This is a genomic window from Janthinobacterium sp. PSPC3-1 (genome assembly GCF_049896105.1).
In the GTDB taxonomy this organism is placed as follows: domain Bacteria; phylum Pseudomonadota; class Gammaproteobacteria; order Burkholderiales; family Burkholderiaceae_D; genus Janthinobacterium.
Genome location: NZ_JAFCTQ010000039.1, coordinates 1 through 16,715 on the forward strand (window position 1 = coordinate 1; position 16,715 = coordinate 16,715).

Below are 16,715 nucleotides of genomic sequence, written 5' to 3' on the forward strand. Positions count from 1 at the left end.
GGGGATCTTGCTATCGACTTGGTCTATAACCGGCTGACCGATTTCATGCTTGAGTCGCCCCAGTGTCTCCCATTGCGGTCGGCGTATCTAGAAAGCGCGATCGTGCTAACACCCCACCCCCAAGCGCATGCCCTGTATGCAAATAAAGCAAATCTGGTTCTGCTATCGGATACGCAAGAACTCGTAGCACTTGGCGTAGCCCCAGCCGTGCAAGATATTCTGCTCAAGAGTATACCTCGGACGCAGATTGTGACAGCCTCCGATGCGGATCGCTTGTGGACAGAGCGCCGCAAGCTTTTTTTTAAACCTGTTGCAGGTTACGGGGGGCGAGCCGCGTACCGTGGAGAAAAAATCACCAAACGGGTATGGCAGGACATTCTGGCTGGCGACTATGTCGCTCAGGCCCTCGTCACACCCGGTGAGCGCTCGATCGGCTCCACCGATAATCCTAGCTCGCTGAAATTCGACCTTCGAATCTATGTTTATGACGGAAAGGTGCAGTGGACCGCAGCCAGGATGTATCAGGGGCAAACCACCAACTTTCGCACCCCTGGAGGTGGTTTTGCACCTGTTTATAGTTTGGACGACGAGCGCACTGCTGATGAAATCAGCTCTATCGCGACGAAAGCTAGTTCCCATCACGATTGAGACGCGTTTGATCCGCAAACCGAACAGGGTAGTTACGCTATCATCCGGCCAGCTCTCAGAAACGTCAGAAGTCGAATGTCAATGAGGTAGGAATCCATGATTAAAATTGCATCGACCCAGGCACCTATCGGGGTCATTGTTAAGGGTAGCACCAGCATGGAAGGCATGAAGGCAGGGCAAGTGTTTTCTGCCACGTTAGCTAATGCACTTGGATCGACGCCAAAAGTGGTGATGGCCTTGCCTCCAGTGGCATCTATTCAACACACACCGTTTGATCTTCCATTGAATTTGACCGCTGCTAAGATTTGGCAGCAGCCGAGTATCAATGAGCGTGCGCTCGGACTGCGGGCATACCGTCAAGAACTGCTCGCCTCCAATATTGCGAATGCCGATACGCCTGGATATGTGGCGGTGGATATCGACATTGAAAAGGCCTTAAAAACAGGAAAGTCAAAAGATGACGTTTCCCTGCAATTTCGTCTTCCGGCACAAGGTAGCATTGATGGCAATACCGTTGATATGGATGTTGAACGGGCCCAGTTTGCTCACAATTCCCTCATGTATGAATACAGTGTTGATCGTGTCAAGGGACGCTTCAAGGAAATAGATGACCTTTTGAAAAATACACCATATTAGTAATCCCTACTTGGAAATACTGACAGTAGCAACTGAATGCAACTATCGCAGGCAACGGAAAGATTAAGTCATGGCGTGATCGGGGAAGTACCTGAATGGATACGATCACTCCCAGTTGCATATGCCAGCAGTAGTGATCGCATCCAGTACTCAAAACCGCGTTACTTCTTCATCATGTCCTGACAATCCTTCATCATTTGATCCATTTTTTCATGCATTTTCGGATCCATTTGATGATCCTTTTTTTTGCCCATCTGATGATCCATTCCGGTTTCCGGGGCTTTATTGGCCCCTTGCATCATTTGTGCCTGTTTGGCCTTGCGCCCTTGGTTAATCAGCTGCCAGTCGGGGCCGGCGAAGGCGGGAAATGCAGCGCTAAGGGTGCTGATACAAACCAGCGTAACTAGTAATTTTTTCATGATAAGCTCCTCGATAAACTAATTTGATGTACGTATCGTCATCCCCATGGTCAAGTGGCTAATTCAACCATCGACAATACAAGAGCCGCAGCGCAACTGCGGGAACTTCTGAAATATCAGAAGCAAACGCCGCACTGTCCGTGTGTGAAAAAAAACGCAGCGTTGCAGTGGTAGCAGCGAGATCCGGATAGTCGCCGCTTGCTTTATATACTGCAAAATGTGGTCCTATATAGCAGAAGGCGCATGGCTGGCATCTTGGCATGGCCATCGGCTGCACGATCGCCGCAGATGCACGCATGTCGTATTGCCGTGGAAACGCCGGCACATGGCTGCACCAGATTAAACCAGACAACACTACCGCACACCTCGCGAAATACACGAAGTGCTTAGTCGAGCGGTAGGTGCCAAACGGTCTCATGAAGGCTAACTCTCCTCTGCTGCTGCCGTGGCGGCGGCGCGAATCTGACGCCGGCGTAGCAGCAGATAAACCGCCGGGACCACAAACATGGACAACAGCGGTGCGGTGATCATGCCGCCAACCATCGGCGCGGCGATGCGTTGCATGACCTCCGACCCGGTGCCGGTGCCCAGCATGATCGGCAACAGGCCGGCGATAATGACCGCCACCGTCATTGCCTTGGGGCGCACGCGCAAGACCGCACCTTCACGAATTGCATCGAGCAGATCGGTTTCATTGGCGTTACCATTCACCAGACGTTCCTCCCAGGCATGCTTCAAATAAAGCAGCATGATGACGCCGAATTCGGCCGAGACACCAGCCAACGCGATGAAGCCGACGCCGCCGGCGACTGACAGGTGATAGTCGAGCAACCAGAGTAGCCAAATGCCGCCGGCCAGCGCAAACGGTAGCGTTGCCATGATTAAGGCCGCTTCGTCAAAGCGCTTGAAGGTCAGGTAGAGCAGCACGAAGATAATGAGCAAGGTCGCTGGCACGACGATTTTGAGTTTTTCTGTGGCACGTTCTAAATATTCGAACTGCCCCGACCAAGCAATGGAGTAACCCGCTGGCAATTTGACTTCCCGGGCGACGACTTGCTTCATGTCATACACAGTCGAACTCAAGTCGCGATCGCGAATATCGACATACACCCAGCCTGACAGCCGGGCATTCTCACTCTTGAGCATCGGCGGTCCGTCGTCAATGCGGATCGCGGCGACATCACCCAGCCGGATTTGCGCACCCCGCTCTGTCAGCACCGGTAGCTGGCGCAGTTTCTCGACTGAGTCGCGCACCTCGCGTGGATAGCGCACATTAATCGGGAAACGCTGCAATCCTTCGACAGTTTCACCGATATTGTCGCCGCCGATCGCTGCTGACACCACGCTTTGCAGGTCTGCAATATTCAAGCCGTAGCGGGCGGCCGCGTCGCGATTGATGTTGACGTCGATGTACCGTCCGCCATTCAGGCGCTCGGCCAGCGCCGAGGAGACGCCTGGCACCTTCTTGACTGCGCGTTCTATTTCACCTGTGATGCGGTCAATTTCCTGCAAGCTAACGCCTGCCACCTTGACGCCGACCGGGCTTTTGATGCCGGTGGCCAACATGTCAATTCGGTTGCGGATCGGCGGCACCCAGATGTTGGACAGCCCAGGCACCTTGACGGTGCGATCCAGTTCCTGTATCAATTTTTCCGGCGTCATGCCAGGGCGCCACTGATCGCGCGGCTTGAACTGGATCATGGTTTCGAACATTTCCAGCGGCGCCGGATCAGTGGCGCTCTCGGCTCGGCCGGCCTTGCCGAAGACGCTTTGTACCTCAGGTACCGTTCTGATCAGCCTGTCGGTCTGCTGCAACAACTGCGCGACCTTGCCGGCCGACAGACCGGGCAACGCCGACGGCATGTACAGCACATCGCCTTCATCCAGTGGCGGCATAAATTCGCCGCCGAGTCGACTCATGGGCCAGATCGTGATGGCCGCTACCAGCGCTGCCGCCAGCAAAGTCAGCTTTGGAAAACGCAGTACGACATCGAGCAGGGGGCGGTATAGCGCGATCAGGAAGCGATTGAGGGGATTCTTTTGCTCATCGGGAATCCGGCCTCGGATCAGATAGCCCATTAAAATGGGAATCAACGTCACCGCCAATCCAGCCGCCGCCGCCATCGCATACGTCTTGGTAAAGGCCAGCGGCGAAAACATGCGCCCCTCCTGCGCTTCCAGAGTGAACACAGGAATGAACGAGAGAACGATGATCAAAAGCGAAAAGAACAGTGCTGGCCCAACCTCAACCGCAGCGTCGCCAATGACACGCCAGTGCTCATTGCCCTTCAGCTGTTTACCCGGATGGGCATGATTCCAGACTTCAATATGCTTATGGGCATTCTCGATCATCACCACGGCGGCATCGACCATGGCGCCGACGGCAATGGCGATACCGCCCAGCGACATGATATTGGCGTTGACTCCCTGATAATACATGACGATAAAGGCGATCAGGATGCCGATCGGCAGCGTGATGATGGCCACCAACGCCGAGCGCAAGTGAAACAGGAACAGCGCACAGACCACAGCGACGACAATGAATTCCTCGATCAGCTTTTCTTTCAGGTTGGTCACAGCACGCTTGATCAGATTCGACCGGTCGTAGGTAGGAATGATTTCGACGCCAGGAGGCAGGCTTGCTTTTAGCTTTTCCAGCTTGACCTTGACGGCATCGATGGTTTCCAGCGCATTTTTCCCGGAACGCATGATGATCACGCCGCCAGCAACTTCGCCCTCACCATTCAATTCGGCAATCCCGCGCCGCATTTCAGGCCCGATCTGGATGCGCGCAACATCGCCCAGCCGCACCGATACGCCGGCGTCAGTCGTCATCAAGGGAATCTTGCGGAAGTCGTCCAGCGACTTCAGATAACCGGAGGCCCGTACCATGTATTCGGCCTCGCCCAATTCCAGCACGGAGCCGCCAGTTTCCTGATTGGCTTTCTGCACGGCATCGATAATTTTGCCATGCGGGATGTTAAAGGCGCGCATCTTGTCCGGATCGAGCACGATCTGGTACTGACGCACCATGCCGCCAATGCTGGCCACTTCCGAGACGTTGGACACCGCTTTCAACTCATACTTGAGAAACCAGTCCTGCAAGGCGCGTAATTGCGACAAATCGGTCTTGCCGCTACGGTCGACCAGCGCATATTCATAGACCCAGCCGACGCCGGTCGCATCGGGTCCGAGCGCAGTTTTTGCCTGCGGTGGCAGGCGTGACTGCACCTGGTTCAGATATTCCAACACCCGTGAACGCGCCCAGTACGGATCGGTACCGTCTTCAAACAGAATGTAGACGAAGGAGTCACCGAAAAACGAGTATCCGCGCACTGTCTTGGCACCCGGCACCGACAGCATGGTGGTGGTCAGTGGATACGTGACCTGATTCTCTACGATTTGTGGCGCCTGCCCCGGATAGCTGGTGCGGATAATAACCTGCACGTCCGACAGGTCGGGAATGGCATCGAGCGGCGTGCGCGCCAGCGACCATATGCCCCAGGCCGTAATGAATACAGTCGCCAACAAGACCAGAAAACGGTTGCTGATAGACCAGCGGATCAGTTTTGCGATCATTTTGCCACTCCCGCAGGTGCCTTCATGCCACCCATGGGTTTGTTCTCGGGTTTCGGCGCACCGGAGGTCGGCGCAATGGCCACGATCTCAAAGCTGCCATCTTCGCCTTGTTTGATGTCGAAGGCGACTCGGTCACCTATACCGATATTGCGCGGCATGCCCGTGGAAGGCACTTTGAAGCCCATCGTCATTGCCCCCCACTGCAGCGACGTGATAGGGCCATGCGAGATGGTGATTTCATCCTTGCCGATCTGTTCGACCTTGCCTACCCCATGGTGGCGCGGGGGGGCCTTGTCTGCGTTCGGGGATGGCGTATCGCTCATGCGTGTCGTGGTTCCCTTCAGGCTGGCCTCCGAATCGACCAGGAACTGCGCCGAGACGACCACCTTCTGGCCAGCGGACAGGCCCTTGCGGATTTCGGTGAGACCATTGCCTTCGCTGCCGACCTCCACATCGACGGGCATAAACTTGCCGCCCTCCTGGGCAAGCATGACAACGCTGCGTGTACCCGTCTGGATGACTGCTTCCGATGGCACCTGCAAAACATCGGCGCCACTGTTTGACGCGAAGGTCAGCGTAGCAAACATGCCGGGCAGCAACTGAGCGCCGGGGTTAGACAGCTCCACACGGGCTTTCAGGGTTCGCGTCGCGGCATTAACTTCCGGCAAAATGGCATTCACCGTGCCCTTGAAAATACTTCCGGCTAGCGCTTGTACCCGCGCTTCGACGGCGTCCCCGGGGCGAACCTTGGCCGCCACGCTCTCGGGCACTTCCGCGTTGACCCACACTGTCGCGAGCCCATTGATGCGAAACAGCGGCGCACCGGCGGAGACGGTCATTCCTTCCCGGGCGCCAAGTTCTGCGATCACACCGTTGATGGGTGCTGAGACTGTCAAGCGTGGATGGAGCTTTCCACTCGATTCGACTAGCCGGATTTGCCCGTCACTCATACCAACTAGCCGCATGCGCTGGCGGGCAGCGTCGACCAGGGATGCTGTTTCATTGCCTTGCATACGACGGCTCGCTAGATAGTCTTCTTGTGCCGCGATCCAGTCAGGGACATACAAGTCAGCCAAGGGTTGCCCCTTTTTCACCGGATCGAGCAGGGCACGCGCATACAAGCGCTCTACAAATCCACCGCTGCGCGCCTGCACCAGTGCCACGTCGCGCTCGTCATAGGCGACGTTACCGACGGCAACCAAGCCGCCGGACATCTTTCCTGATGTGACAAGTGCTGTACGCACTCCCAGATTTTGCTGGACCCGCGGGCTGATCGTGACATTACTATCCTCACCATCTCCCGCAGCATAGACGGGCACTAGCGGCATATCCATGAACGGTGACTTGCCGGGTTTGTCAAACTTCTGGCCCGGCACCATGGGGTCATGCCAATATAGTGGTTTCTTGTTGGCAGCACTCGCGGCGCCTGCTGCGTTGCCGGATACTGCCTTGACGTCACCTGGAGATACTGCTTCATGTGCTTGTCGTACGCCAAACTGGTAACCGGCATAAGCGACCGCTGCAAGGGCACCCGCAAGTACCAGGACGCGTAATTTTTTATTGTTCATTTGAATTCCTGCTGGCGATGTACTGCGGAAATCTGCGTGATTGCGATGTCGGGAAAGAGAAAGCGAAGCTGTGCCCAGAACTGGGCTGTATTCATCTGCAACTGCAGCAACTGAACGTGCATGTCCGCACTGTTACGCCTGGCCGCGAGCACCTCAGCCAAAGAGGCTTTTCCGCCACGATAGGAGGCCAGGACTGCCTGGCTTCGCTCGTCGGCAAGGGGCAACAGCTGGAGCGCGTAGCGCTCGCTACGTTCTTGGCCGCTCCTCCATTCGATGAGCAAGGCACGGATGTTGGCGGCATCTTCTCGCAGAAGTTCGTCGCGTTCGCTCCTCGCTTGTTCGACCAAGGCAAGTTTGGAGCTTAGCTCGCGGTCCTGCCGGTTCTTGCGATCCCACTGCAATGGCAGGGACAGGCCAACGGAGACCATGTTCGAATAGGCCGCGCCGCGCTGCTGGAATGCAAACTCGATACTCCAGTCCGGGCGCCGGTTCGCTTGTGCCAGATTGACGTCGGCCTGGGCGGCTTCTTCCTGCCGATTCAACACCATGATCTGCGGGCGGTGCGCCAGTTCGGTATCGAGCAAGGCCGGATCCAGAGGGATGGTGCCCAGGTCGGGCATGCTGGCCTCGGCAAGTTCGCCGCTGCTGCCGGTCCAACGCACCAGCATGTTTTTTGCCGTGTTGAGGTCGCGCTCGACCTGGCTGGTTCGATCTTCGATGGTTAACAAGGCAGATCGCGCAGCCAGCACGTCGGCCTGGCTGCCACGCCCGCCCCGATAGGCGGCCGTAGCGGCGTCAATTTCCTGGCGGGAAAAGACCACTTGTTCTGTCAGAACAACTGACATTTTCCGAATGTAGTAGACGTTGAGCCAGGAGATCGCCGTGTCGCGCTGAATCGCGGCGAGTGCGACATCTTTTTGCGCCTGCGCCTTGTCGGCTTCGCGCTCAAGACGTGCGGAACGCCAGCGCAATTTATCGGCGCGCGTCAGTTCCTGCGAAATGCCGATGCGACGCATCGTCATGAAATCTCCGCTCAAACTAAAGCGATCGCTGCCACTTAAGGGCACATTATCGATGCCGACCTTGAGAGTGGGATCGGGGCGCTGCGCCACCGCTACCGCCATTTCATGTGCAGCGACAGTGGCCTGGTCCTGCGCATGAAGTTGGCGCGAGCGGACGACAGCCTGCTGCAGCGCCTCGGTGAAGGTGACCGGCTGGGGGGCCGCGCGCGCATCATGAACGAAGGCAAGCAGCGGAACAGTAAGGGCGAGAGTTAACGCCGTCTTCATGAATGGGTGAAGGCGGACGACGCGTGCATGCGTATGCACGGTGTACGGGAATGACATGGCAGCTCCAGAATGCGATGGGAAGCAACGCCTTGTCGAATCCGACAAGGCGATGACGATCTAGGCAGTCTGGAGTATCAAATACGGAAACAGCAATGGCGGATAGCGATAGGCGGTGCCGTCGGTCTCGCCAAGGTAATGAGCAAAGGAGGTTTTGCTGAATACACTACGGGAGTGTCATAAATAGCTAACGTCAAAAGCAGGACAACAGGGACGAAAGATGGGTGGTCGGCGACAGGTGTCTTGTCCAGCGACTGCCTGGATGCATCTCCCACAGCATAAATTTGACACAACGTCGACTGGTCAGTGTCCATGCCAGCGCAATCTGTCATCGCGGGCATCGCAGATGCCCCAACACCTGCGGCTACAACAGAGCCACCGCCTCCCATCGGTACGCCAGGGCACAGGTACGAAGCAACCGCATGCTGCATGAACAGCATGCTAAGTATCGCGACAAGAGTCGTGAACAATCGCACTGTGCGGGAGGTCTTCATAAACTATCTATATGGACGGTATTCGTAGCCTAGGTTGTATCAAACCCACTGTCAAGGTATTGCTGCGCTGCACTTGACCGTGAGCAAGTACGGATCCGAATGACAGGTATCATCACTATACGCATTACCATAATGGGAAGCTCAAAGACATATGTCGCCGGATTGGAATGCTTTACGTTTAATTGCTTGACAAAAAACTTGCAATCGATGCACCATTTCCGGCAATTCCTTCACTGGACCGGTGTCGACTGATTTCAATGACGAATATTCATGAAACGGCTTATCCACGCCTGAAACAAGAGTTCACTGAGCAGGAGCTCGGGGCGATCTACACGCCTTCGCGCGCTCAAATTGACCATATCTTCACTCTGTATCGCCAAGCATCGCATCGTACTTTTTTGCTGATCCAACTTATGCTGCTGCAAAGGCTTGGATATTTCGTCCCCTTGTCGAGCGTCCCGGCTATCGTGGTGCGGCATATCTGCGAACATAGCGGTCTGCGCGTTCCGGCCAAACGGGCACTGGCACAATATGATCAATCCGGTAGCAAGACAATACACCAGCGCCGTCTGCGCGGGTATGTGGGGATCCGGGTGATGGACTCGTCCGATGAATACTGGTTGGAAGATCAGGCCCTGCAGGCTGCCCATACCAAGCAGGAGCTACCCGACATTATCAATGTCCTGATTGAGGAGTTGGTCCAGCGTCGCCTGGAACTGCCTGGATTCACCTACTTGTTCAGGCTGGCTCGCCAGTCCCGCACCAGCGTCAACGACGGCATCTATAAGGCCGTGGCTAGCGAATTGCCAACATGCGTGGTCGAGCGTTTTGAACACATGCTCTCTGCCGGTGAGAACCTGCGCATATGGGATAGCCTCAAACGCGAGCCGAAGCAGCCCAATGTGCGTGCGGTGACGGATTTCTTGGCCCACATTGACACCATGATCGCGCTGGCGCAGGACCTGCCCAATACTGAGGCCATCGCCGCAACCAAGCGTGAACAACTCGTTTTGGAGGCGCGTGCCCTGGATGTGGCGGAAATGCGGCGGATCAAGCCTCTCAAGCGCCACACCCTCATCGTGCTGCTGATTCAAAGCCAGTTACAGAAGGCAATGGACGATATCGCCGAAATCTTCATCAAGACCATCCGCAGTTTGCATAACGGCGCCGAGGAACGGTTGCGGCAATATCACCTGCAGCACGCCGAACAGATTGAGCGTTTGATCGGACAGTTCCGCGAAGTGCTGACCGTCCTGAGCGAAGAGGCCAGCGAAGAGGAGCGCGTCGCCCGGGTCGAGCAATCCCTCGACGGGGATCTGGCGGCATGGATTACTGAATGCGACGAGCACATGGCGTATGCTGGCAATAACTATTATCCGTTCATGCTGGTCGGGTATGTTGGCAAGCGCAGCCTGCTCTTCAAGTGCCTCGAAGCGCTCAGCCTGAAATCCAGCTCCCAGGATCAGAGCCTGCTGGCAGCGATCGCCATCATCCAAAAGCATCGCTCCAGCCACAAGGAACAACTGCCAGCGGCAGAAGGTGCGCTACCTGAATTGGCACTGGACTGGATGTCAGATAAGTGGCGCAAGCTGGTTTTTGGCCGAGTCGCAGCCAACGCCCCAGCGAGTGTGCATCGCAAGTATTTCGAACTCGCCGTGATGACGGAAGTCATGGATGAACTCAAGTCGGGCGATCTGTACGTCGAGCACAGCGGCGACTACGATGATTATCGCAACCATTTGGTGGGATGGGAAGAATACGAGCGCGAGGTTAAAGCCTATGGCGAACTAGTAGGGCTGCCGGTAGAGGCACAGGCTTTTGTCGCGCAGTTGCGGGAAAAATTGGGCAACCTGGCGCGCGACGTCGACAGCCGCTTCCCGGAGAATAGCCTTGCCGATATCGACGGGAGCGGCATTGTGATCCGTCGCATGGAGCGTCCAAAGCCGCCGCCCGAACTTAACGCCATCGAGCAGATGGTCACCAATGAAATGGATCCGGTGAGCATCCTTGATGTATTGACCGAGACTGAAAAATGGTTGGACTTGCATAAACTCTTTGGTCCGTTGTCCGGCTTCGAGGCCAAAGTAGACGATCCGCGCAAGCGCTTCATCACGACGTTGTTTTGCTATGGTTGTAACCTGGGCGCCACGCAGACCGCGCGCTCGATCAAGGGCTTGAGCCGCAAGCAGGTGGCCTGGCTCAATCTCAAGCATGTCACCGAGCAGCGCCTGGACAAGGCGATCGTCAAGGTGATCAATGCATACAACCGCTTCGCGTTGCCACGTTATTGGGGGTCGGGAAAGAGCGCGTCGGCCGACGGTACCAAATGGAATATTTACGAGGCTAACCTGCTTTCCGAATACCATATCCGCTACGGTGGATACGGGGGCATTGGCTACTACCATGTGTCCGACAAGTACATCGCGTTGTTCAGCCACTTTATTCCATGCGGCGTCTATGAGGCGGTTTACATCCTTGATGGCCTGATTAACAACCAATCGGATATCCAGCCAGATACGCTGCACGGCGATACGCAGGCCCAAAGCACGCCTGTGTTTGGCCTGGCCTCGCTGCTGGGTATCGACCTGATGCCGCGCATCCGCAATATCAAAGATCTGGTGTTCTTCAAGGCGGACAAGGCCGACCAGTATGACAATATCGGCAGCTTGTTCCGTGGATCGATCGATTGGGAACTGATCGCGCGCCATCTGAAGGACATGCTGCGCGTCGTCATTTCCATTAAAGCGGGCAAGATCGCGCCATCGACGATCCTGCGCCGCCTAGGCACGGCTAGCCGCAAGAACAAGCTCTACTACGCGTTCCGCGAGCTCGGCAGGGTACATCGGACCATGTTCCTGCTCAAGTACATCAATGACGCGGAACTGCGTCGTACCATACATGCCGCAACCAACAAGAGCGAGGAATTCAACGGCTTCATCAAATGGCTGTTTTTTGGGGGCGAAGGCATCATTGCCGAAAACGTTCGGCACGAACAACGCAAGGTTATCAAGTACAACCAGCTCGTTGCGAACATGGTCATCCTGCACAATGTCCATGCGATGACGCGGCTCCTCAAGGCAATACAAGCCAAAGGATATGTGCTAACGGAGGAGGTGCTTCGCGGCTTAGCGCCATATCGTAAAGGGCACATCAACCGGTTCGGCGAATACATGCTGGACCTTGAGCGCGAGGTGGCCCCGATGAATTACAAAGTCGAATTTACTAAATAAATCAATTGGTTAGACTTCTTTTTGCGGAAAAATCCGCAATCCCGGCCGGCCCTCCGACAGCAGCAAGGGGCCGGCGATGCCGGACAGCATGACGGCGCCCAGGCCGGCCGCCTTCAGGACCAGCCGGCGATTGATTTGTTGTGGATGCATGGTTGTTGTTTACTTCAATAAAAGTTGAGCTGGCGCCAAGGCATTGCGATTCAGTACGAATTTGCCCACCACCTCGGCTAGCTGGCCCGCCTGCGCCTGCAGCGAGGCGGCAGCGGCGGCCGATTGCTCGACCAGCGCCGCATTCTGCTGGGTCACGCTGTCCATCTGCACGATGGCCTGGTTGATCTGCTCGATGCCCACCGTCTGTTCGCCGCTGGCGGCCGTGATTTCGGCGATGATGTCGGACACGCGGCGCACGCTGTCGACCACTTCCATCATGGTGGCACCGGCCGTGTCGACCAGTCTGGCGCCGCTGTCGGCCTGTTCGACCGAGGCGGTGATCAGTTCCTTGATTTCCTTCGCGGCCTGGCTGGAGCGCTGGGCCAGGTTGCGCACTTCGGTGGCGACCACGGCAAAGCCCCTGCCCTGCTCGCCCGCGCGCGCCGCTTCCACGGCCGCGTTCAGGGCCAGGATATTGGTCTGGAAGGCGATGCCGTCGATCACGCCGATAATGTCGACGATCTTTTTCGACGAGGCATTGATGGCGCCCATGGTCTCGACCACCTGCGCCACCACCGCGCCGCCACGGCTGGCGACAGTCGAAGCCGACAAGGCCAGGCTGTTGGCCTGGCGCGCATTGTCGGCGTTCTGGCGCACGGTGCCGGTCAGCTCTTCCATCGACGAGGCCGTCTCTTCCAGCGAACTGGCCTGCTCTTCCGTGCGCGACGACAGGTCCAGGTTGCCGGCCGCGATCTGCACGCTGGCCGTGGCCATCAGGTCGGTACCCGAGCGCACCTGGCCGACAATCTCCTGCAAGCCGTCATTCATGCTGCGCAGGGCCGCCAGCAGCTGGCCCGTTTCATCGGTGCCGCCGACCTCGATGCGGCTGGTCAGGTCGCCGGCGGCCACGGTACGGGCGATGGCCACCGCGCGGTGGATCGGTACCGTCACGCTGCGCGTGATAAACCAGGCGATGCCGGCGCCGAACAGCACGGCCAGCGTCGCCAGGCCCACCGTCAGGTTGCGGGCGAACAGATAAGACCGGGCGGACAGCACGCTGGCTTCCTCGTTCAGCCGCGTCTTGATGGCGACCAGGGCCATCAGTTCCTTGCTCCAGCGGACCTGCAAGGGTTTGAGCTCCTGGAACAGCACGCGGGTCGCCTGCTCGTTGTCATTGGCCTGGCCCAGCGCAATCACCTTTTGCATGACGGGCGCGGCCGCCTCGCTGGCTGCGCCTACGCGGGCCAGGGCCTGGCTTTCTTCGTCGGTCACGCCGAATTGCGCAAATGCGTCCCGCAAGGCTTTTTCCGCCGTCGCGTAGCGCCTGGCGTGCTCGTCAAACAGGGCCGCCTCGGCATCGATATCGGCTTTTTCCTGCAACAGCACCAGGTTGCGCAGGGCCAGCATGCGGTTCGAGACGCCAAAGCGCATGGCGGTGGCCGCATTGGCCTCGACATTGCTGGCCCTGGTGATATAGTCGATTTCCCCCTGCAGCATGGCCATGCGGCTGATGCCGAGGGCCGCCACGCCTACCAGCATGCACAGCACGATGGCGAACGCGGCGCCCAGGCGGGTGCCGATCTTCAGGTTGGCGATTTTCATGCTGATACTTTCCGGCGACGGCGGCGCACGATCAAAACAACGATGGCGATAACGGCCAGCAACCCCGCGGCCATGCCCAGGCGCGCCAGCAGCAACAGGTGCGATGCCGGGCCACCCTGGCGGATGACTTCCACGTCACTCGCCTTGACGGTGGCCGCGTCCGCACCGGCGCCATATTGCACCTGGACATAGTTGGCCAGCGAGGCGATCTCGTCATTGGACAGGCTGTTCAGCGCGTTGGCCTGCTTGCCGAACGGCGGCATAAAGACGTGGCCCTCCTGCGTCTTGCGATCCACCCCCAGCAAAATGGTCGCCAGCAGATTGCTGGTGTTCACCGTGGCCGAGTTGTGGAACAGGCTCGGGTAGTAACTATCCTTCGTGCCTTGCGCGCTGGCGCCGTGGCAGGACGCGCAGTTGGCCGAAAACAGCTGGGCGCCTTGCAGCTGGCCCTGCATGGCGGTCTTGTAGCCGACGCCGCGCAGCTGGTCCAGCGCATGGCCGGGCTGACCCTGGCCGAAACGCGCGGCTTTTTCGCCACTGTCGACCGGCGGCACGCTCTTGATATAGGTGGCGATCGCCTGCAGGTCGCCGTCCGTCATCTTGCTGAAGCTGAAACTGATCGCTTCGGCCATGCTGCCCGCCGCCTGCGCCTTGCCGGCGATGCGGCCGGTGCGCAGGTATTGCACCAGTTCCGCTTCGGTCCAGCCGCCGATGCCGGCCGTGGCGTGCGAGGTGATATTCGGCGCATACCAGCTGCCCACTTGCGCGCCGCCGAGGAACTCGCCCGCTTTCTCCTGCATCAGCACGCCGCGTGGCGTATGGCAGGTGCTGCAGTGGGCCGCGCCTTCGGCCAGGTAGCGCCCGCGCTGCCATTGTTCCGAACGGGCCGGTTCCGGCGTCAACGGCTTGTCGTTGAGGAACAGCGCATTCCACACATGCATCGAGGAACGGATATTCATCGGGAATGGCAGGCTGGTCGTCGTAGTTGCCTTATCAACTGGCTCTACGCCCTGCATAAAGTAGGCGTACAAGGCATGCACGTCGGCGTCGCTCATGATGGCGTACGCCGTGTACGGCATGGCCGGATACAGCGGCGCGCCATCGGCGCGGATGCCCTTGCGCAAGGCGTCGGCAAATTGCTGCTCGGTATAGTTCCCTATGCCGAACTGTTTGGACGGCGTGATATTGGTCGACACGATCTCGCCCACCGGCGACGCCATGCGCAGCCCGCCCGCCATCGGCGTGCCATTGTGCACGCTATGACAGGCAATGCAGTCCGAGGCCGTGGCCAGGTAGCGGCCCTGTTCGATCAGCGCCGGCGAAAAGGCCGCCGCGCTGGCCTGCAGTGCCAGCAGGCTGGTCGCTGCCAGAAAACACAGTTTTTTCAAGGTGGTCATGCCGCACCCCGCAGTTGGCGCACGATGGCATCGGCCGCCTTCAGGCCCAGCGACACCATGGTGATGGTGCTGTTGCCGCAGGCCGTGCTGGCCATGGCGCCGCCACCGGGCAGGAACAGATTGTCGTGGTCGTAGGCGCGGCAATCGGCGTCGACCACGGAATCAGCCGCATCGAGGCCCATGATGGTGCCACCCATGATGTGCTTGCTTTGGGCAAATTTCGGGCTGATCTTGATGTCCGTGGCGCCCATCGCTTCGGCGATGCGCTTGCCGATCGGCAAGGAATAGACTTCCGCCGCCTTGCGCGTGTAGTCGCCGACGTCATAGTGGATGGCCGGCTTGGGCAGGCCCAGCCAGTCTTTCTTGTTCGACAGGGTCAAGCGGTTGTCGGCCTGCGGCAATACCTCGTGGGCCAGCACGATATCGGCCGTGCAGGCCGTCATGCGGCGAATTTCCGCATCCAGCGACTTGCCGACCAGCCCTTGTTTCAGGGCATTGAAGGTGACGAAACGGTTGCGGGCAAAATTATTGAAGCGGAAATAGGCGCCCGCGTGTTCCGAGCGGAAATCGCCCTGCGAGGTTTCCATGATCCCGCTGTTGACCACCGGACCCACGCCGGCCCAGTACGGCTCGGCCAGGGTCAGGGTCATGGTCAGCTGCGGATGATCCATCATGTTGCGGCCCACCTGGTCGGAGCTGTTGGCCAGGCCGTTCGGGTTGCGCGGATTGGCCGACATCAAGAGCAGCTTGGCCGTTTCGATGCCATTGCAGGCCAGCACGAAGAGTTTGCCCGTGATGCGGTGGCTCTGCTTGTGCTCGTCGAAATAATTGACGGCTTCGATCTTGTTGCCGGCCGTGGTCTCCACCTTGTACACGACGGCATTGGCCGTAATGGTCGCGCCCTTCGCTTCCAGGCGCGCCAGCGCCGTGGCCGCGTCGTATTTGGCGCCCACCGGGCAGACCGGCACGCAGTTGTTGTTGGCGCAGCAGGCTGGCCTGTCGTCATACGGCATGCCGCTGTTGCGCGCCTGGGCCGTCGGGATATTGTGGTAGCCGAGGGTTTTCACCACCTCGGTAAAGCGCTGCTCGCCGGGGCCGAACGGCAGCGGCGGCATCGGATACGGCTTCGAGCGCAGCGGCGGCCATTGTTCGGCCGGGTCCGACGGGCCGCAGATGCCCAGCAGGTATTCGGTGCGCGCGTAATACGGCTCCAGCGTCGCATAATCGAAGGCCCAGTCGCGGCCCACGCCATAGCGCGTGCGCAGCTGCATGTCCGCCGGCGTCAACCGCCAGCAGGTGCCGGCCCAGTGCCAGGTGGAACCACCCGCGTAGCGGATAAAGGTCTGGGCGTAGCGGTCGGGGCCGCTCAGTTGCAGATACGACTCTTCCGCCGTATCGCTGGACGGCATCGGGTGCGGCGCCCATGGGGCCGGCGGATAGCAGGACGAGGGGTCGCCCTTCAGGGCCAGCGGCAGGTTGCGGAAATTCTCGACGATTTCGGCGCGCGTCACGCGCGGGCCCGCTTCGAGCATCAGCACTTGCAGGCCGGCGTCGAGCAGCTGCTCGGCAATCGCCACGCCGACCACGCCGGTGCCGACGATAACCACGTCGGCGCTTGTTAATTTGGACATATTCTTGAACTTTTC

At 58.5% G+C, this 16,715-nt stretch carries 10 protein-coding genes and 1 pseudogene; 3 read left to right on the top strand and 8 right to left on the bottom strand.

What is annotated here, in order from left to right; all coding sequences use genetic code 11:
* Positions 1–648, top strand: a pseudogene (locus ACP7B7_RS26505) (hypothetical protein); the annotation flags it as partial.
* 231 nt (positions 649–879) lie between these two features.
* Positions 880–1,284 carry a flagellar basal body rod protein FlgB gene (locus tag ACP7B7_RS26510; protein ID WP_426078704.1) on the top strand — a complete coding sequence of 135 codons (405 nt, stop codon included), beginning with the start codon at positions 880–882 and terminating at the stop codon, positions 1,282–1,284.
* Positions 1,285–1,445: 161 nt separating this feature from the next.
* Here ACP7B7_RS26510 and ACP7B7_RS26515 read toward each other — a convergent pair whose 3' ends face one another.
* From ACP7B7_RS26515 to ACP7B7_RS26530, 4 genes are all read right to left on the bottom strand, one after another.
* Positions 1,446–1,703, bottom strand: coding sequence for a hypothetical protein (locus tag ACP7B7_RS26515; RefSeq protein WP_426078685.1), 258 nt, complete (start codon positions 1,701–1,703; stop codon positions 1,446–1,448).
* Between the two features lie 423 nt (positions 1,704–2,126).
* Positions 2,127–5,282: an efflux RND transporter permease subunit gene (locus tag ACP7B7_RS26520; protein WP_426078686.1), complete on the bottom strand. Its 3,156-nt coding sequence runs from the start codon at positions 5,280–5,282 to the stop codon at positions 2,127–2,129.
* Complete coding sequence (locus ACP7B7_RS26525; RefSeq protein WP_308925938.1) at positions 5,279–6,850, bottom strand: efflux RND transporter periplasmic adaptor subunit; 1,572 nt, start codon at positions 6,848–6,850, stop codon at positions 5,279–5,281. The genes ACP7B7_RS26520 and ACP7B7_RS26525 overlap by 4 nt, the downstream gene beginning before the upstream one ends.
* Positions 6,847–8,196 (bottom strand): TolC family protein, encoded by a 1,350-nt coding sequence (locus tag ACP7B7_RS26530; protein WP_314632331.1) that lies wholly within the window; start codon positions 8,194–8,196, stop codon positions 6,847–6,849. Before ACP7B7_RS26530 ends, ACP7B7_RS26525 begins: the two co-directional genes overlap by 4 nt.
* Positions 8,197–8,947: 751 nt before the next feature.
* Between ACP7B7_RS26530 and ACP7B7_RS26535 the strand changes: the two genes are divergently transcribed.
* Positions 8,948–11,920 (top strand): Tn3 family transposase, encoded by a 2,973-nt coding sequence (locus ACP7B7_RS26535; protein WP_314632330.1) that lies wholly within the window; start codon positions 8,948–8,950, stop codon positions 11,918–11,920.
* Between the two features lie 9 nt (positions 11,921–11,929).
* On the opposite strand, the gene ACP7B7_RS26540 is transcribed toward ACP7B7_RS26535, so the two are convergent.
* From ACP7B7_RS26540 to ACP7B7_RS26555, 4 genes are read right to left on the bottom strand one after another with little or no spacing between them, the layout of a single operon-like run.
* Positions 11,930–12,070, bottom strand: coding sequence for a hypothetical protein (locus tag ACP7B7_RS26540; protein ID WP_426078687.1), 141 nt, complete (start codon positions 12,068–12,070; stop codon positions 11,930–11,932).
* Positions 12,071–12,079: 9 nt separating this feature from the next.
* A complete protein-coding gene (locus ACP7B7_RS26545) occupies positions 12,080–13,672 on the bottom strand; it encodes a methyl-accepting chemotaxis protein (protein WP_426078688.1) in 1,593 nt (530 codons plus the stop codon).
* Positions 13,669–15,069 carry a c-type cytochrome gene (locus tag ACP7B7_RS26550; protein WP_426078689.1) on the bottom strand — a complete coding sequence of 467 codons (1,401 nt, stop codon included), beginning with the start codon at positions 15,067–15,069 and terminating at the stop codon, positions 13,669–13,671. Before ACP7B7_RS26550 ends, ACP7B7_RS26545 begins: the two co-directional genes overlap by 4 nt.
* Positions 15,066–16,700, bottom strand: coding sequence for a GMC family oxidoreductase (locus ACP7B7_RS26555; RefSeq protein WP_308921191.1), 1,635 nt, complete (start codon positions 16,698–16,700; stop codon positions 15,066–15,068). Before ACP7B7_RS26555 ends, ACP7B7_RS26550 begins: the two co-directional genes overlap by 4 nt.
* Positions 16,701–16,715 lie beyond the last annotated feature (15 nt).